Genomic DNA, 17,644 nt, shown 5'->3' on the forward strand with positions numbered 1-17,644 from the left:
GTGGGCGAGCGGGGCGTAGGCGGCCACGTTGTCGGGGTTGTTGTACTGGTCGGGGCACCAGGCGTCCGGGTGGAGGGCGAGGAGTTCCTCGACGCGGTGGCGGCGGGCCTGTTGCCAGCCTCCGGTCGGGTGCGGGGTGTGGACGAGGTCGACCTGGGCACCGTAGGCGGTGAGCAGGCCGGTCATCAGCGGTTCCATGCCGGGGTCGGTGACGACCGTGACCGGGTGGCCGAATACGGCTCCTGCGAGGGCCAGGCCGAGGCCGAGGGTGCCGGAGGTGGACTCGACGATCCGGGCGCCGGGCAGCAACTGCCCGCGCTCGCGCGCGGCCCGCACCATGTGCAGGGCGGACCGGTCCTTGATGCCGCCGGGATTGTGGCCTTCGAGCTTGGTCCAGAAGCCGCGTCCGGCGGCGGTGAAGGGCTCGCCGATCCAGAGAACGGGTGTGTCGCCGACCAGTCCGGCGGGGGTGTGCGTCGGGCGCTTGGCGTCGGCGAGAAGCCGGGCCGGTGAGGCGGGGATCGCGGGCGTGGTGAGGTGGTTCATGGCGTGCTTCTCCCGCGGCCGACGGCACCAGAAGGCCGTCGGCCGTTTCTGTGGGTTGACGGAGGCTGGTCCGATCGGGAGCCGTTGCCGGGCATGCGGGCGCCGTTCGTGGCTGCGGCTCAGGGAGCGATCAGGTCCTCCACACGCCCAGGCGGGCCCGTTCCCGTTGGACGGGCGGCGTGCCGAGGTCCGGCTGCGAGGGCGGGCCTCCTCGCACAGAGACGAGTGACGCGTCGGCGTGTACGGCCGGCTGCGCCTCCTGCGGCGCGTCGGCGGCCGGGGCGATGTCCCGGGGCGGCTGCACCGTCGGCTCGTCCGTGCCCCAGCACTGCACTGGGCTGTCCTCGGCGGGGGCCGCCTGCCACCTGGCCGGGTCACCGGTCGGCTCGGACCGTCATTGATACATAGAGTAATCGATCATGTGCATAAAGTTCGTGCGATGGGCCGTGCGGGCGGCCTGACGCGCGGGGCCCTCAACCGCAGAACCCTGGGACGGCCCTGCCGCCCAGGGCCCGGAAAGGAGAACGGTGGGACCGTTCAAAGGTGCAGTGCGAGCTGCGGGGATGGGCCTTGGAGTGAGCGTTTCCCGTCGTCCCCGGAGGCAGGATCAGGTGCGGGCCTGGGTGAAGGTCAGCAGTTCTGCGTCGCCAAATTCACAGAGCCGACACTCCGCGGTGCTTCCATTAGATCGGTGAGCGCCCCTTGGGGTCGCCGGATCGCACTTACGGTCGCACTCTTCGCACCGCCAAGGCGGAGCAGGAGGCCGACGGGCGCCCGCTGATCTGTGGGCGAGTTTTCTGCCCACGGGCCCTTCGCCGGTGGCCCAGCCGGTTGGCCGCTGGTCGCGGCGGGCATTCCGGAGAACCTCGGTTGGGGGCGATCCGGCAGTGCGCTGCGGGCCGTCAGGCCGGGTGCCAGTCGATCTCATCCCGGGCGGTGAGTGCTTTGGCGGCGGCAGTGTTGAGAGGCGGTGGCATGGGGTAGCGGGCGCGGATTTTGCTCAGTTCCCGGTGCGAGCGGACGAGGCTGGCGAAGTCGCGTGGGTATGCGGTGGCGTCCACGCCGGTCAGGACGCCGATCTTGCGGGCGCGGGCGGCTGTGCGCTGCCAGTCCTGTGCGCTCGCCAGGCCGATGGAGTCGGTGCCGTGGTTGAACAGAAGGATCCGGATCTCGTCGTAGGGGTCGGTGGTGTCCAGGTAGGCGTTCAGGCCGGCGCGGGCGGTCTCGGTGCCGAAGAGGGCCCAGTAGGGCACGGAGCCGGTGCGCAGGGCCCACCAGGGTTCGAGCAGGAGGAATGACTCGGCCAGGAGCCGTCCGGTGGGCAGGCCGCGGTCGGCGTACCAGGAGCGGTAGAGGTCGGCGACGGCGGGGCTGAGCCGTTGCGGCGTGTCGAAGCGCAGGACGTGCGCATTGAGCCGGTGCTGTTCGGCGAAGGCGGAGAGGTCGTTGAGCAGGGCGGGCTGCAGGCCCCATTCCGCCTCGGGGCTCTCGCCGTCGGGGGCGGGTGGGTCCCAGTGGCGCACCGGGGCGCGGTAGCGGGCGAGCAGGTCGGCGACGCGGGGGCCGCCCTGGGGGTATTCCTCGGGTGTGGCGTCGCCGAGGGCGCCGAACTGGAAGACGTATCGGTCGTCGATCTGGGTGGTGGGCCAGCGCAGTGTGCAGTCGACGGTGACGAGCAGGCCGCCGGGCGCGAGGTGGTCGCGGATGAACCGGCGGTAGGCATCGGGCAGCCGGCGCCATTTGACCCGGAAGTACGTCATCCCGGCGATCATCAGACGGTCCTGGTTCGGGTCGTGCATGTGGTGCAGTTCGAGCTCCGGGTTGGCGGCGAGCAGTGCGCGCCCGGCTCCTTCGACGGCGGCCAGGTCGCCGCGCGGGTCGTCCGGGGCGACACCGCGGCGGCGCACGGGCAGCAGCAGCGTCTGCGGCAGCCAGGCCGCGTCGAGGGCTGCGGCCAGGTGGACCAGGGCGCCGTTCGTGGAGCCGATGAAGATCACCGGGTAGCGGCGTCGGGGGTAGTGTCCGGTGACCCATGCGGCGAGGGCCTCCGAGCGCACGTCGCCGACCCTGCGCTGTGGGATGGCCTCGGCCCAGCCGCTCGCCGCGTACGCCCGCTCCTGGGCCGGCCTCGGCAGCCGGTTCAGGGTGCCGAGCAGGGCGGACAGCGGGATCTCCAGGGCGGCCGGGACCTGGCCGATGGCCGGGATGTCCCGTCCGGCGAGGAAGCGGGACAGGGCACGCAGCATCCCGGTGGACGAGTCGAATGCGGCGACCGCCTTGGACGCCTTCACCGTGCCGCCCCGCTCTCCTCCGGGCCCGTCTCATCGCCGGCACCTCGGGCCGGGACTTCGTGGGCGAGGAAATCCGTGACGAGCCCGGCCAGTTCCTGCGGCCGCCGGTAGGGCACCATGTGGCCTACGTGGGCCACCACGGCCAGCCGACCCGCCGGCAGCAGCCGGGTCACCTCCTCTGCCCACTCTTGAGGGACCAGCCGGTCGTGGTCGCCGCGGACCACCAGTGCCGGCGCGTGGATGTGCGGCAGCTTGTCCTCGATGCGGTCGCGCAGCGACTCGGCGAACGCGCCGACGATGCGGCGCACGCCTGCGTCGCGGTAGTCGGCGAGGTTGAGTGCTGCCATCGAGGCCCGTTCGTGGGGGGAGTTGCGCATCCAGCGCAGCAGCTGGCGGACGAAGCCGCGCGCGGCGGGGTCGAGGGTTGGTCCCACGAGCACCAGAGCGGCGATGCGGTCGGGATGCCGGACGGCGGCGTCGACGGCCACCTGGCAACCGAAGGACCCGCCGAGCAGCACTACCGGGTCCAAGTCGACGGCGGCCAGCCAGTCGGCGAGCGCGTCGGCCAGCGCCCGCAGGCCCAGCGGGTACGGGGGCCCACTGCTGGCGCCGAAGCCGGGAAGGTCGACGGTCCATGCGTCGTGGCGGTGGCCGAGGACCTTGAGGAAGGGCTGGAATTCCCGGCTGGAGACTCCGGCGCCGTGCACGCATACCACCGACGGTCCAGGCCCGCCGATGCGCCAGGCAACCATGGGTCGGCCGCTCACCGCCGCCGTGATCCGTTGCATGACCTATCCCATACCCGATTCCTCTCCATAGATATCATCCACCGCTTCAGCTATCATCGCCGCATGACGATGAATAGTTTGGGGGCCGCTGCGGGAGCCGGTGCCTGTGAGGCGCCGCCTGCCGCGGTGGCGTTGTTCCGCTCGCTGGGCGATCCGGCGCGGCTGGCAATTCTGCGGCGTCTGGCCGAGGGCGAGGCGCGGGTGACCGATCTGGTCGCCTGTGTGGGGCTGGCGCAGTCCACGGTTTCGGCGCATCTGGCGTGCCTTCGGGACTGCGGTCTGGTCGATTCCCGGCCGGTCGGGCGGGCCTCGCTGTATTTCCTGTCCCGCCCGGAGCTGCTGGACCTGCTGGCCTCGGCGGAGCAGCTGCTGGCGGCCACCGGTGAGGCGGTCGAGCTCTGCCCGAACTACGGAACATCGGCGGCCGTGTCCGCCTCGAAGAGTGAAGAGAGTGCCCAATGAGTGACGCGTGCGGCTGCGGCGACGAGAAGAAGACCGCCGAGGGCGAGGAGGAGCACGAGCCGGAAAAGCTGTGGGAGGTCAGTGAGCTGCGGGCCGCCGCGGTGGCGGGCATGCTGCTGCTGGCCGGGCTGATCGCCGGCTGGTCCGGGGCCTCCGACACCGTGGTGACGGTGGTCAACGCGCTCGCCCTGGCGGTGGGCGCCTGGACCTTCGTACCGTCCACGCTCCGGCGGCTGGCCAAGGGCAAGATCGGTGTCGGCACGCTGATGACGATCGCCGCCGTCGGTGCGGTGATCCTTGGTGAGGTCGGCGAGGCCGCCATGCTGGCCTTCCTGTTCTCCATCAGCGAGGGCCTGGAGGAGTACTCCCTGGCCCGCACCCGGCGCGGCCTGCGCGCCCTTTTGAATCTGGTGCCGGACGAGGCCACCGTGCTGCGTGACGGCGTCGAGCAGACCGTCGCCCCGGCCGAGCTGCGCATCGGCGACACGATGGTGGTCAAGCCCGGCGAGCGAATCGCCACCGACGGTGTCATCCGCTCCGGCCGCACCGCCCTGGACCTCTCCGCGATCACCGGCGAGTCGGTTCCCGTCGAGGCCGAGCCGGGCTCGGAGGTGTTCGCCGGTTCCATCAACGGCACCGGTGTGCTGGAGGTCGAGGTCACCACGACCGCCGAGGACAACTCCCTGGCCCGGATCGTGCGGATAGTGGAGGCCGAGCAGTCCCGCAAGGGCGCCAGCCAGCGCCTCGCCGACAAGATCGCCAAGCCGATGGTGCCGGGCATCATGGTCGCCGCCGCACTGATCGCCATCGTCGGCAGCATCTTCGGAGACGCTTCCACCTGGATCGAGCGGGCCCTGGTCGTGCTGGTCGCCGCCTCGCCGTGCGCGCTGGCGATCTCCGTACCGGTCACCGTGGTCGCCGCCGTCGGCGCGGCCAGCAAGATCGGCGTCCTGGTCAAGGGCGGCGCAGCCCTGGAGGCCCTGGGCGGAGTCCGGACCGTGGCGCTGGACAAGACCGGCACGCTGACCCGCAACCAGCCCGCTGTCGTGGACATCGCCGCCACCGGTACAGCGACCGAGGCGGAGGTCCTGCGGATCGCCGCCGCGCTGGAGGCGCGCAGTGAGCACCCGCTGGCGCGGGCGATTCTGGCCGCGGCCGACGGTGACGTGACGTCGGCTTCGGATGTGGACGCGGTCACCGGTGCCGGTCTCGTCGGCCGCATCGACGGCCGCCAGGTCCGCCTCGGCCGGCCCGGCTGGATCGAGGCCGGGGACCTCGCCGCCCGGGTGAAGCAGATGCAGGAGGACGGCGCCACCGCCGTCCTGATCGAGGACGACGGCCGGGTGATCGGCGCCATCGCGGTCCGCGATGACCTGCGCCCCGAAGCCGCCGAGGTCGTCTCCCGCCTGCACGCCAGCGGGCTGACGGTAGCCATGCTCACCGGCGACAACGAGCGCACGGCCAAGGCGCTGGCCGCCCAGGCCGGTATCGACACCGTCCACGCCGACCTGCGGCCGGAGGACAAGGCCCGCATCATCGGCGAACTCCGGACGCAGCGGTCCACCGCGATGGTCGGCGACGGCGTCAACGACGCCCCCGCGCTGGCCACCGCCGATCTCGGTATCGCGATGGGCGCCATGGGCACCGACGTGGCGATCGAGACCGCGGACGTGGCCTTGATGGGTGAGGACCTGCGCCACCTGCCGCAGGCCCTGGACCACGCCCGTCGCGCCCGGCGGATCATGCTGCAGAACGTCGGCCTGTCGCTGGCCATTGTCGTCGGCCTGATGCCGCTGGCGCTGTTCGGCATCCTCGGTCTGGCCGCGGTGGTCGCGGTGCACGAGGTCGCCGAGATCGTCGTCATCGGCAACGGCGTACGGGCCGGGCGGACCAAGCCTCTGCCCGCCGCGCCCGCCCCCGTGGCGCAGGCCGCCCCGGCCCCGGTGGGAGCCAGCGCGTGACCGCCGACCGCACCGCCGTCCGCCCGGCAGCCCCCGCTGCCGGGCGGACGGCCCGCCGCCGCATCTGGCTCCTGCTGACCGCCGGCGCGCTGGCCGGCATCGACCTGGGCGCCAAGGCATGGGCCCAGAAGGCCCTGGTAGACGCGCCGATCGAAGCATGGCCGGTCAATCTTCAACTGGCCTTCAACCCCGGCATGGCGTTCTCCTTCGCCGCCGACGCCCCCGCCGGAGTGGTGATCACTGTCGCAGGGCTGATCACCACAGCCATCGCCGTGTGGGCGTGGCGTATCGCGCCCACGGCCCGGCTGGCGTGGCGGGCTGCGCTCGCCGCGATCCTGGGCGGCGCCGTCGCCAACGTGATCGACCGCGCCGGGGACAGCGTCGTCACCGACTACCTGCACACCGGCTGGTGGCCCACCTTCAACCTCGCCGACGTCTTCATCGTGCTCGGCGGGATCAGCATCGTCGTCCTGTCCTTCCTCGGGAGTGAGCATGAACCGACGAAGCAACCCCCCTCCGATGACTGAACCTTCCCCCGTGCGCCGGTGGGCGGGGCTGGCCGCCCTGGTCATCGCCCTGCTCACCGTCGGCCTGGACCTGATGATCCTCAACGTCGCCCTGCCCACCCTGGCCGGCGACCTGGCCGCGAGCACCACCCAGCTGCAGTGGATCGTCAACGCCTACACCCTCGTCTTCGCCGCCCTGATGCTCCCGGCGGGCGGACTCGGAGACCGCTACGGCCGCAAAAAGCTGCTGCTGGCCGGTCTCGCGGCCTTCGTCGCCGCCTCCGCTTGGGCCGCCTTCAGCGGCACCGCGGACTCTCTGATCGCCGCCCGCGCGGTCATGGGCATCGGCGCCGCCGTCATCGTGCCGCTGTCGCTGGGCATCCTCCCGGTGCTTTTCCCGCCCGAGCAGCGGCGCCGCGCGATCGCCGTGTGGGTCGGGGCCCTTGGCGTCGGGCTGCCGCTCGGGCCAATCATCGGAGGCTGGCTGCTTGAGCAGTTCTGGTGGGGCTCTGTCTTCCTGATCAACGTCCCCGTCGGAGCCCTCGCCCTGATCGCCGCGACCGTCCTGCTGCCCGAATCACGCGACCCCGCCGCGCCCCCGCTGGACCGACGCGGCATCGCCACGTCAGTGCTCGGCACCGCCTCCCTGGTCTACGGGATCATCCAGGGCCCCGAGGACGGCTGGAGCGATCCGGGGGTGCTCGCCGCGATCGGCGCTGGCATCCTGCTGCTGGCCGCCTTCCTGTACTGGTCGCGCCGCACCGCCCATCCGCTGATCGACCTGCGGCTTTTCACCAACCCCTTCTTCACCTGGCCGACGCTGGCCGCGACTGCGGGCACCTTCACCCTGGTCGGGGCGCTGTTCGTGGTGCCCCAGTACCTGCAGATCCTCGGCGGCCACAGCGCCTTCGGCACCGGGATTCGCCTGGTGCCGCTGGTGCTGGCGATCCTGGTCGCCGCCTCGGCCGTCGACAAGATCGTCACCCGCATCGGGGCGAAGATCCCCATGGTGGCGGGCCTGGCCATCGCCGCCGCCGGCTTCGCCCTGTACTCGGCCGTCACCCCCGGCTCGACCTACGCCTTCACCGCCACCTGCCTCGCCGTCATCGGACTGGGCGCCGGCCTCGCCTTGGCCCCGGCGGTCGATGCCGTCATGGCCACCCTGCCCGAACACCGCGCCGCCGCCGGCTCGGGACTGCTGATGGCCATCCGCCAGATCGGCGCCGCCTTCAGCGTCGCGATCCTCGGCACCGTCCTGAACGCCGCCTACACCCGAGACCTCGACCCTCACCTTGAGGGCCTGCCCGAACCGGCGGCCCAGGCCGCCCGCGACAACATCGCCGGCGCCTACGCCGCCGCCCAGCGCATCGGCGGCGCACCCGGGGACAGCCTCGCGGATGCCGCCGCGCACGCCTTCACGCAGGCCATGTCGGGCGTCTTCATGGTCAGTGCCGTGATCTCCGCCGCTCTGGCCGTGCTCATCGCCGCCCGGCTCCCCGCCCGCTCCGCAGACACACCACCTCGTCCCGCCGAAGCATCCGAGATCAAAGAGATCCGGTGAGGGAAACGTCGTAGCACCTGCCATCTCCGTATCGAAAGGCCCCAAAGTGCCCACCCGCGCCGAGGAAAACGCTCTGGTCCGCCGCGGACTCTCCCTCGCCTGGCTCATCGTTGTCTGGGATGTGCTCGAAGGCGGCGTCGCCGTCACGGCCGGCCTTGCGGCCCAGTCCATCGCCCTGGTCGGCTTCGGTATCGACTCCGCCATCGAGGTGTTCGCCGCGGCTGTGGTCATCTGGCAGCTTCGCGGCGGAGCCCAGGCCCGCATGCGTCCAGCCCTGCGGCTGATCGCCCTCAGCTTCTACGTCCTCGCGGCCTACGTGGCCTTCGAATCCGCCCGCGACCTGATCACCCAGGACAAGGCGGGAGAGTCCCTGGTCGGCGTCATCCTGAACATCGTCGCCCTCGCCGTGATGGTGCCCGTCGCCATCGCCCAGCAGCGCACCGGGCGAGCCCTGGGCAACCCCGTCCTGTCCGCCCAGGCGAACGAGACCTGGCTGTCCAACTACCTCTCGCTCAGCCTGCTGGCCGGCCTCGGCCTCAACATCACCGTCGGCTGGTGGTGGGCCGACCCGCTCGTCGCCCTGATCGTCGCCGGCCTGGCAGCCAAGTCCGGACACGAAGCCTGGGAAGAATCCCGCAACCACAGTCCGCAAACCGCACCCTGACCCGCCTGGCCGCCACCTCAGACACCAGCCGCAAGCCAACTGTCTGTGATACTCGGGCCGGGGCCCGGCGGTGTCTCCCTCGGCAACGATGCGGTAGACGGTGGCGACCGAGGGGTGGCTCGCCCTTGTTCTTGCCGGACGGGATGACGATTTGCGGGCGAGGTCTGAAGCGGGCGACGTTCTGGGCGCGCGGGGCACGGGCGTACGCGGCCACGCCTGCGGCGTACGGCCTTGGGCCGTACGCCGCGGACCGTCGGTGAACCTACGACCCGACTGGAAGGTGAAGGCGGCCCGCCGGGCGCTCCGAAGTCCGCGCCCCGCCCGGGGCGCCGGCCTGCTCACCGACCCCTTCAGCCTGGCGTCCCGCCCCCTGAGCGCCGCACGCCAGCCTGTCACCACCCCTGCAAGGAGTAGTACGTTGTCGCAGTCATCCGGCCTGGTCGCAGGCATGGAACGTCACCAGGTCACCGCCTACGTGGGGGCGATGGCGGCCGGGGCAGTGGTGGGCTGGGCCGCTCCTACGGCGGGGCCGGGACTGGAGCACGCCATCAATCCGGCGCTCGCGGCCCTGTTGTACGTGACGTTCTTGCAGGTGCCCGCCGCCGAGCTGGGCCGCTCGCTTCGGGCGGGCCGGTTCCTGGCCGCCGCGCTGGTGGTGAACTTCGTGGTGGTACCGATGGTGGTCGCGGCGATGTTCGCGTTCCTGCCGGCCAACCAGGCGGTGCGGCTGGGAGTGCTGCTGGTGCTGCTGGCCCCGTGCGTGGACTACGTGATCGTCTTCAGCGGGCTGGCCGGCGGCAGCAGCCGGCGGCTGCTGGCTGCGACGCCGTTGCTGCTGCTCGCGCAGATGGTGCTGCTGCCGGGCTTCCTGCTTCTGTTCATGGGCTCGGACCTGGCCGAGGTGGTGAAGGTCGGCCCGTTCGTCGACGCGTTCGTCGTGCTGATTGTCATCCCGCTGGCCCTGGCCTGGCTCACGCAAGGCTGGGCCGCCCGCCGTGCGGCCGGGCAGAAGGTTGCCGAGATGATGGGCACGACGATGGTGCCGCTGATGGCGGCCACCTTGCTGACGGTGGTCGCCTCCCAGGTTCCCAAGCTGAATGACAGCCTCGCCGACGTGGCCCGCGTGATGCCGTTTTATGTGCTCTTCCTGGCGGTGATGGCGTTCGCCGGGCTCGCCGTCGCCCGCATGTTCCGACTGGACGTGCCCGCGAGCCGGGCGATCGTGTTCACGGGCGCGACCCGCAACTCCCTGGTCGTCCTGCCGCTGGCGCTGGCCCTGCCCGACGCGCTTGCCATCGCGGCGGTGGTGGTGGTCGCCCAGACCCTGGTGGAAGTGGTCGGCATGGTGATCTACGTCCGGGCAGTGCCCCGGCTGCTGCCGGCCCGCTGACGGGGAAAGCCTTCGCCGTGTGCGCCTGGTTGCGGTTTCCGCTCATGCTCATTGCCCGCACGGCACAGGACGGTGCCGCCGGCGGGCGTCACAGCGGGAGGGAAGTCCGTGGCCCACCCCCCGGCGGCGGAGCTCATTCCAATGTCCGTTAGTGTGTCGATGCGTCGTTCGGGGGCCTGCCGGTGTGACCGGAGGTGCGGCGCGTCCGCCGGTACTCCTTCCTGCCCCTGTTTCGGTTGAGGCTCATGACGAAGAACGTGAAGCTTTCCCTGGCCCTGGTCGCCGTCGCCCTGGCTGTCGTCGCCGCGCTGCTGGCGGCCAATCGCACGCCTGATGCCACGGCGGATGCCTCGGCCCAGGCAGGCGCCGGCCAGGGCAAGGCCGCGCCCGCTTCGGTGCTGGTCCGCCCCGACAGTCACCGGCTGTCGACGGCGAAGGGCGGCAAGGTGACGGTCGTGGAGTTCTTGGACCTGGAGTGCGAGTCGTGCCGGGCCGCCTTCCCGCACGTGGAGAAGCTCCGCGAAGAGTACGAGGGCCGGGTCACGTTCGTGATGCGCTACTTCCCGATCCCCAGCCACAAGAACGCCGAGCTGGCCGCCCGTGCGGTGGAAGCCGCCGCGGCGCAGGGCAAGCTGGAGGCGATGTACCGGAAGATGTACGAGACCCAGGCCAGCTGGGGCGACCAGCAGGTCTCGCACGAGAAGACCTTCCGCGGCTTCGCCAAGGAACTCGGGCTGGACATGAAGAAGTTCGAGGCGGACTGGAAGGATCCGGCCACCGCCAAGCGGGTGGAGAAGGACCGCAACGACGGCCTCGCGCTCGGCGTCCAGGGCACCCCGACGTTCTTCATCAACGGCAAGCGCCCGCAGATCCAGTCGGTGGACGACTTCAGGGCGGCCATCGACGCGGAGCTGGCCAAGTGACCGTCACCGCCCCGCCCACCCCGTCACAGGCCGCGGGTACCGAGAGCACCGTGCCCGTGGGGCAGCGCATGCTGGCCGTTCTGCTCACGGTCGGCGGAGCGGTCGGTTTCCTGGCCGCCTTCACGCTGACGGTCGAGAAGATCGCCCTGCTGAAGGACCCGTCCTACAGCCCCTCGTGCAGCATCAATCCGGTGCTCAGCTGCGGGTCGGTGATGACGACGCCGCAGGCGGAGGTGTTCGGGTTTCCCAACCCGCTGCTGGGGATCGCCGGTTTCGCGGTGGTGACCGCGATAGGGGTGGTGCTGTGGAGCGGAGCGGTACTGCCGCGCTGGTTCTGGTGGGGAGTGCAGGCGGGGGTCACCTTCGGTGTGGTCTTCGTGCACTGGCTGATCTTCCAGAGCCTGTACCGGATCGGCGCGCTGTGCCCGTACTGCATGGTGGTGTGGGCGGTGATGATCCCGGTCTTCTGGTACACCGCCGTGCACGTCCTCACCCGCGGGTATCTGCCCGTGCCGGACCGGGTGCGCCACGCAGCAACGGCAGTGGCCGGCTACCACGGCGTCGTCCTCACCGCCTGGTATCTGATCATCGCCGTGCTGATCCTGCAGCGGTTCTGGCTGTACTGGACCACCCTCCTCTAACCCCGCTCCCGCCCCACCGAAGGCACTCACCGATGAGATCCACTCCTGCCGGCGCCGGTGCACGGATTGCGCGCCGCGCCGCCGCCCTCTCCCTCGTCCTGGCCGCGCTGGCCGCCGCGGGCTGCACCACGCAGAGCGACGACGCCCCGCCCTCGACCGCGAAGGCAGCCGACCGGCAACTGCTGCAGATCCCGGCCGCCGACCGGCAGGCCGCCCCGGATGTGCGGGGCGAGACCCTCACCGGTGAGCAGACCGCGCTGGCCGACTACCGCGGCAAGATCGTGGTCATCAACGTGTGGGGCTCCTGGTGCGCGCCGTGCCGGGCCGAGGCACCGCACCTGAAGAAGGTCTTCGAGGACACCCGCGGGCAGGGCGTCGCGTTCCTCGGGATCAACACCCGGGATGCGACCAAGACCAACGCACTGAACTTCGAGAAGGAGTTCGGCATCACGTATCCCAGCCTGTGGGATCCGGCCGGGCGGCAGCTGCTGAAGTTCAAGGGGACGATCTCGCCCTCCGCGATCCCCAGCACGGTCGTGATCGACCGTGAGGGCCGCATCGCCGCCCGCGCGCTGAAGGCTCTCAGCGAGACCGAGCTGCGCAAGATGATCGACCCTGTGCTGAAGGAGGGCTGAGCCATGCCGATAGCCGCCGGGTTGGAGGCCACGGTGCTCAGCGGCTCGCTGCTGCTGGCGCTGCCCGTCGCGGCGCTGGCCGGAGCCGTGTCCTTCTTCTCCCCGTGCGTGCTGCCGCTGGTGCCCGGCTACCTCTCCTACGTCACCGGGGTCAGCGGCGCGGACCTGGCCGAGGCCCGCCGCGGGCGCATCCTGGCCGGCACCCTGCTGTTCCTGGCCGGGTTCACCGCGGTGTTCGTCTCCTTCGGCGCCGCCTTCGGCTACGCGGGCAACGCCCTGCTGGAACACCAAGACCTGCTCATCCGCATCCTGGGCGCGGCGACGATCGCGATGGGCCTGTCGTTCATGGGCGTGCTGCCCGGGATGAGCCGGGAGTGGCGGCTGCACCGCCGCCCGGCGGCCGGTCTGGCCGGCGCCCCGATGCTGGGGGTGCTGTTCGGCCTGGGCTGGACCCCGTGCATCGGCCCCACCCTGGCCGCCGTCCAGGCACTGGCCTTCACCGAAGCCAGCGCCGGCCGCGGCGCGGTGCTGACCGTCGCCTACTGCGCGGGCCTGGGCCTGCCCTTCCTCGCCGCCGGGCTCGCCTTCCGCAAGGCACTCGGGGTCTTCGCCTGGGTCAAGTCCCACTACCAGTGGGTGATGCGCATCGGCGGCGGGATGATGATCGCCACCGGTCTGCTGATGGTCACCGGCGTGTGGAGCTACCTGATCAGCCAGATGCAGTCCTGGTCCGCCGGCTTCACCGTCGGCATCTGAAACCCCCGGCTCGACTCTCTCAACTGAGCTGGTAACGGCATGACATGACGACGAGTAAGGATCTTTGTGGTGAGTGAGGAACGGCCGGACTCCTGCGACCTGCTGTGCCTGGACCTGCCGGTCGCCGAGACCATCCGCGCCCGGATGCCGCAGCTGCCCGACCTGGAGCAGGCCGCCGCCGCGGCCAAGGCACTGGCCGATCCCACCCGCCTGGGAGTGGCCGCCGCGCTGGCCGAGGGCGGCGAGCTGTGCGTGTGCGATGTTTCCTGGGTGGTAGGCCAGGCCCAGAACCTGGTCTCCCACCATCTGCGGCAGCTGCGCACAGCTGGACTTGCCGCCTCCCGCCGGGAGGGCCGCCTGGTGATGTACATGCTCACCGACCGCGGCCGCCATCTGCTGCGGACCCTGCTCGGCACGACTGCGGCCAAGCCCGCCTGACACCGGCCAGAACACCGATCGGAAGCACCTGATGAACTTGCCCAGTGCACGGCGCCAGCGGGCCGCTGTGGCTGCCCTGACCGTGGCGGCCGCCGTGGCCCTGTCCGCGTGCAGCTCCACCGCCCCTGCCGCCTCGAGCCAGGATGCTGACGTCGCCCGGGCCTCGGACGATACCCTCTACCGGGGCAGCGAGCTCCAGGCGCCCTACTTCAGCAAGCCGGACCTGCTGCTCACCGACACCACCGGCCAACCGTTCGACCTGCGCAAGAAAACCGCCGGCCGGGCTGTGCTGCTGTTCTTCGGCTACACCAACTGCCCCGACGTGTGCCCCACCACCCTCAGCGACGTCGCCCTGGCGCTGAAGGAACAGCCCCACGACGTCCGTGACAAGACCGACGTCGTGTTCGTCACCACCGACCCCGAACGCGACACCCCCCAGGTACTCAAGAAGTGGCTGGCCTCCTTCGACGCGAGCTTCACCGGGCTGAGCGGCGACCTGGAGAAAATCAAGGCAGCCGCCCGTCCGCTCGGCATCAGCGTCGAGGACCCCAAGAAGCACCACGACGGCACCGTCACCTCCTCCCACGGCGGCCAGGTCATGGCCTTCCTGCCCACGGACGACAAAGCACACGTGGTGTACCTGACCGACACCCCGCTGAAGACCTTCACCCACGACCTGCCCCTCCTCGCCCGGGGCAAGCAGACGGACGCGGCACGATGACCACCACTCCCACGCCCCAGAGCAGGCTGCGGGACGGCACCCGGCCAGTTCGTTCCGGCCGCGCTCGTCGTCCAGGTGCCGCGGCGCCCTTCACTCACGCCCGCCACGCGCCTCGGCCCGCTCCCCGAGGCCGCCTGGCCACCCCTGCCACCCTCGCCGCTGCCAGCCGCGCGGCCTGTGCCCGCATCATCGCCCGCCGGCGCCCTGCCGGCGTCAACGCCGGGAGCTGATCCATGTCCAAGACCACGACGCCCGCTCCCGACACGGCCGACGAATCCTCCAGCCAGGCACGCAGCACGTCGACGGGCGAGGAGCCCGGGCTCGGGGCCGCCGGTGCACAGCTGTCCACTGCCCCGTCCGAAGGCGGCGGCGTCCCGGAGCTGGGTCTGGTCGGCTGGGTCCGCTGGTGCTGGCGGCAGCTGACCTCGATGCGTATCGCGTTGATCCTGCTGTTCTTGCTCTCGCTCGCCTCGATCCCCGGATCGCTGCTGCCGCAGCGCGGCACCGACCCGGCGAAGGTCGACCGGTACAAGGCCGAGCACGACGTCCTCGGGCCGATCTTCGAGAAGCTGCAGCTCTTCAGCGTCTACAGCTCGGTGTGGTTCTCGGCGATCTACATTCTGCTGTTCATATCGCTCATCGGCTGCATCGTGCCCCGCTCCTGGCAGTTCGCTGGGCAGCTGCGTGGCCGCCCGCCGGCCGCGCCGCGAAACCTGACCCGCCTGCCCGCGCACACCACATGGCGCACCGAGGCCGAACCCGAGCAGGTCCTGGAAGCCGCGCGCAAGCTCCTGCGGAGCAGGCGCTACCGGACCTGCACCGCAGAAAACGCGGTGGCCTCCGAGAAGGGCTACCTCCGGGAGGCGGGCAACCTCGTCTTCCACGTATCGCTGATCGTCATGCTCGTCGCCTTCGCCACCGGACAGTTGTGGAACTCCGAGGGCGGCAAGCTGGTCGTGGAAGGGGACGGCTTCTCCAACACTCTCAGCCAGTACGACGACCTGAAGTCCGGGGCGCTCTTCGACCGTCAGAAGCTGCCGCCGTTCGGTTTCACCTTGGAAGGGTTCGACGCGACCTACGAGCGCACCGGCCCGCAAAGGGGCACCCCGCGCACCTTCCGGGCCCGTGTGTCCTACTGGGAAGGCGCCGACGGCGAACCACGCCCGCGCACCATCACCGTCAACCACCCTCTCGAAGTCGGCGACTCGAAGGTCTACCTCCTCGGACACGGCTACGCGCCCGTCGTCACGGTCAAGGACGGTCGGGGCACGATCGCCTACCAGGGTCCTGTGGCCTTCCTTCCGCAGGACAGCAACGTCACCTCGGTCGGCGTGATCAAGGTGCCGAACTACCGGGACGCCAAGGGCAACAAGGACCAACTGGGCTTCCAGGGGGTGTTCGTGCCGACGTTCGGGGGTGTGGGCTCGGGCTCGATGTTCTCGCAGTTCCCCGCCCTGGACTATCCGGTCCTGGCGCTGACCGCATACCGGGGCGACCTGGGGCTCGATTCGGGACTGCCGCAGAACGTCTACCAGCTCGACCTGAAGAACATGAAGCAGTTCACGGACGCCAAGGGCAACAAGCTCAGGAAGATGCTGCGGCCGGGCGAGACCATGACCCTGCCGGGCGGCGCCGGTTCGCTGACCTTCGACGGCGTCAAGGAATGGGCCACCTTCCAGGTCTCCCACCGTCCCGGCAACGGCCTGGCCCTGGCCGGCGCGCTGGCGGCGCTGATCGGCCTGTCGGCGTCGCTGTTCATCCAGCGCCGCCGGATCTGGGTGAAGGCCACCCCCGGCGAGGACGGCACCACCGTCGTCGAGGTCGCCGGACTGGGCCGCAGCGAGTGGGCCCGGCTGCCCGAGGAGGTCGCCGCGGTGGCCCTCGCCCTGCGACCCGACGCCCCCGCCCTGCCCCCGGCCCAGGACGCCACCGACTCAGCCCCCACCCCTGCCGACCCCGCACCAGGAGCACGCCCGTGAACATCGCTGCCGCAGCCAACGAGGACATGGCCTCCATCAGCAACGTACTGATCTACTCGGCGATGGCGGTCTACACCCTCGCCTTCCTCGCCCACATCACGGAATGGGTCTTCGGCAGCCGCAGCAAGGTGGGCCGCACCGCCGCCGCCCTGACCCAGCCCCCGGCCACCGCCCCACTTCCCGCCGTCACCGTCACGGCCACCCGCAAGGCCGGGGGCACCACCGTGATCGAACGAGCCGAGGTCACCACCCGCTCCGCCGTCGGCAGCCGAGACGTTCCCGACGGCCCCGGAGCCGCGGCCGGGGACGAGAAGGGCGAGCTGTACGGGCGGATCGCGATCTCCCTGACTGTCCTGGCCTTCCTGGTCCACCTCGGCGGCGTGGTGGCCCGGACGCTGTCGGTGCAGCGCGCCCCGTGGGGCAACATGTACGAGTTCTCCACCACCTTCTCCCTGGTCGCCGTGGGCGGATACCTCCTGTTCCTCACGCTCGGCAAGAACGTGCGCTGGATCGGCCTGCCCCTGGTCACCTCGGTCCTCCTCGACCTCGGCCTGGCCGTGACGGTCCTGTACACCGACAGCGACCAGCTCGTTCCCGCCCTCAACTCCTACTGGCTGTGGATCCACGTCTCCTGCGCGATCATCTCCGGCGCCATGTTCTACCTCGGCGCGCTGGCCACAGTTCTCTACCTCTTCCGCGACCGTTACGAGACCAAGCTCGCCTCCGCCGAGGGCAAGCAGCCCGGCCGTGCTGCCTCGTCCGTCCTGGGACGGCTGCCCGCGGCCGCCAGCCTGGACAAGTTCGCCTACCGCATCAACGCGGTCATCTTCCCGCTGTGGACCTTCACGATCATCGCGGGTGCGATCTGGGCCGAGGCCGCCTGGGGCCGCTACTGGGGCTGGGACCCCAAGGAGACCTGGTCCTTCATCACCTGGGTCGCCTACGCCTGCTACCTCCACGCCCGCGCCACCGCCGGCTGGAAGGGCCGCAAGGCCGCCTACCTCGTCCTGATCGCCTTCGCCTGCTTCATCTTCAACTACTACGGCGTCAACATGTTCATCACCGGCCTGCACTCCTACGCCGGCGTCTGACCCCGACAGCAGCTGCGAGGCCGGGCTCTGCGGCTCTCATCGTCGGCGGCGCGAGCGCCCACCTGATCGGCCGCCGCCGCGGGACAAGCCCCCGCTCAGTCGGTCCCCCGCGCTACCCGCGATCTCCGGGTGCGCTGGTGCTGGTACCAGTCGGCCACACCGGCGCCCAGCCACAGCGGCACATGACCACCCCGATGAGCCATCGCCGTGCCGCCGGCTCCGTCCCCAGTGAACGCCGAACATCGCTGGGCCAGACGATTTTGTGGCGCACGAGGCGTACCAGCGTCGCGT

The 17,644-nt window shown here is 70.9% G+C and carries 17 protein-coding genes; 14 read left to right on the plus strand and 3 right to left on the minus strand.

Going from position 1 to position 17,644, the window contains the following annotated elements; all coding sequences use genetic code 11:
* The 3 genes from OO68_RS37135 to OO68_RS37150 form a co-directional block, all read right to left on the minus strand.
* Positions 1-546, minus strand: a 546-nt coding sequence (locus OO68_RS37135; protein ID WP_033313773.1) for a pyridoxal-phosphate dependent enzyme, incomplete at its 3' end; no start/stop codon positions are given.
* Between the two features lie 902 nt (positions 547-1,448).
* Positions 1,449-2,837: a hypothetical protein gene (locus OO68_RS37145; RefSeq protein WP_033313775.1), complete on the minus strand. Its 1,389-nt coding sequence runs from the start codon at positions 2,835-2,837 to the stop codon at positions 1,449-1,451.
* On the minus strand, positions 2,834-3,625 hold the full coding sequence (locus tag OO68_RS37150; protein WP_063739365.1) for an alpha/beta fold hydrolase: 792 nt from the start codon (positions 3,623-3,625) through the stop codon (positions 2,834-2,836). Before OO68_RS37150 ends, OO68_RS37145 begins: the two co-directional genes overlap by 4 nt.
* A 63-nt stretch (positions 3,626-3,688) precedes the next feature.
* On the opposite strand from OO68_RS37150, the gene OO68_RS37155 reads away from it, so the two are divergent.
* From OO68_RS37155 to ccsB, 14 genes are all read left to right on the plus strand, one after another.
* On the plus strand, positions 3,689-4,087 hold the full coding sequence (locus tag OO68_RS37155) for an ArsR/SmtB family transcription factor (RefSeq protein WP_078625705.1): 399 nt from the start codon (positions 3,689-3,691) through the stop codon (positions 4,085-4,087).
* On the plus strand, positions 4,084-6,048 hold the full coding sequence (locus tag OO68_RS37160; protein WP_033313778.1) for a heavy metal translocating P-type ATPase: 1,965 nt from the start codon (positions 4,084-4,086) through the stop codon (positions 6,046-6,048). The genes OO68_RS37155 and OO68_RS37160 overlap by 4 nt, the downstream gene beginning before the upstream one ends.
* Positions 6,045-6,575: a signal peptidase II gene (locus OO68_RS37165; protein ID WP_033313781.1), complete on the plus strand. Its 531-nt coding sequence runs from the start codon at positions 6,045-6,047 to the stop codon at positions 6,573-6,575. The genes OO68_RS37160 and OO68_RS37165 overlap by 4 nt, the downstream gene beginning before the upstream one ends.
* Positions 6,568-8,115: a DHA2 family efflux MFS transporter permease subunit gene (locus OO68_RS37170; RefSeq protein WP_033313782.1), complete on the plus strand. Its 1,548-nt coding sequence runs from the start codon at positions 6,568-6,570 to the stop codon at positions 8,113-8,115. The genes OO68_RS37165 and OO68_RS37170 overlap by 8 nt, the downstream gene beginning before the upstream one ends.
* 46 nt (positions 8,116-8,161) lie before the next feature.
* Positions 8,162-8,779, plus strand: a complete 618-nt coding sequence (locus tag OO68_RS37175) for a cation efflux transmembrane domain-containing protein (protein WP_209442659.1) — start codon at positions 8,162-8,164, stop codon at positions 8,777-8,779.
* Positions 8,780-9,227: 448 nt separating this feature from the next.
* Positions 9,228-10,169, plus strand: coding sequence for a bile acid:sodium symporter (locus OO68_RS37180; protein ID WP_033313819.1), 942 nt, complete (start codon positions 9,228-9,230; stop codon positions 10,167-10,169).
* A gap of 245 nt (positions 10,170-10,414) precedes the next feature.
* The gene (locus tag OO68_RS37185; RefSeq protein ID WP_078625706.1) at positions 10,415-11,092 is read left to right on the plus strand and encodes a DsbA family protein; all 678 of its coding nucleotides are present in this window, start codon (positions 10,415-10,417) and stop codon (positions 11,090-11,092) included.
* A complete protein-coding gene (locus OO68_RS37190; RefSeq protein WP_033313783.1) occupies positions 11,089-11,733 on the plus strand; it encodes a vitamin K epoxide reductase family protein in 645 nt (214 codons plus the stop codon). Before OO68_RS37185 ends, OO68_RS37190 begins: the two co-directional genes overlap by 4 nt.
* A gap of 32 nt (positions 11,734-11,765) precedes the next feature.
* Positions 11,766-12,368, plus strand: coding sequence for a TlpA family protein disulfide reductase (locus tag OO68_RS37195; RefSeq protein WP_033313784.1), 603 nt, complete (start codon positions 11,766-11,768; stop codon positions 12,366-12,368).
* 3 nt (positions 12,369-12,371) lie between these two features.
* Positions 12,372-13,124: a cytochrome c biogenesis CcdA family protein gene (locus OO68_RS37200; protein WP_033313785.1), complete on the plus strand. Its 753-nt coding sequence runs from the start codon at positions 12,372-12,374 to the stop codon at positions 13,122-13,124.
* Between the two features lie 69 nt (positions 13,125-13,193).
* A complete protein-coding gene (locus OO68_RS37205) occupies positions 13,194-13,562 on the plus strand; it encodes an ArsR/SmtB family transcription factor (protein WP_033313786.1) in 369 nt (122 codons plus the stop codon).
* Positions 13,563-13,593: 31 nt separating this feature from the next.
* Positions 13,594-14,283, plus strand: coding sequence for an SCO family protein (locus OO68_RS37210; protein WP_051814944.1), 690 nt, complete (start codon positions 13,594-13,596; stop codon positions 14,281-14,283).
* A gap of 233 nt (positions 14,284-14,516) precedes the next feature.
* On the plus strand, positions 14,517-16,262 hold the full coding sequence (resB, locus tag OO68_RS37215) for a cytochrome c biogenesis protein ResB (RefSeq protein WP_033313788.1): 1,746 nt from the start codon (positions 14,517-14,519) through the stop codon (positions 16,260-16,262).
* Complete coding sequence (gene ccsB / locus OO68_RS37220; RefSeq protein ID WP_033313789.1) at positions 16,259-17,353, plus strand: c-type cytochrome biogenesis protein CcsB; 1,095 nt, start codon at positions 16,259-16,261, stop codon at positions 17,351-17,353. Before resB ends, ccsB begins: the two co-directional genes overlap by 4 nt.
* Positions 17,354-17,644 lie beyond the last annotated feature (291 nt).

Origin of the sequence: Streptomyces iakyrus (assembly GCF_000717055.1) — a bacterium.
GTDB lineage: Bacteria > Actinomycetota > Actinomycetes > Streptomycetales > Streptomycetaceae > Streptomyces > Streptomyces iakyrus.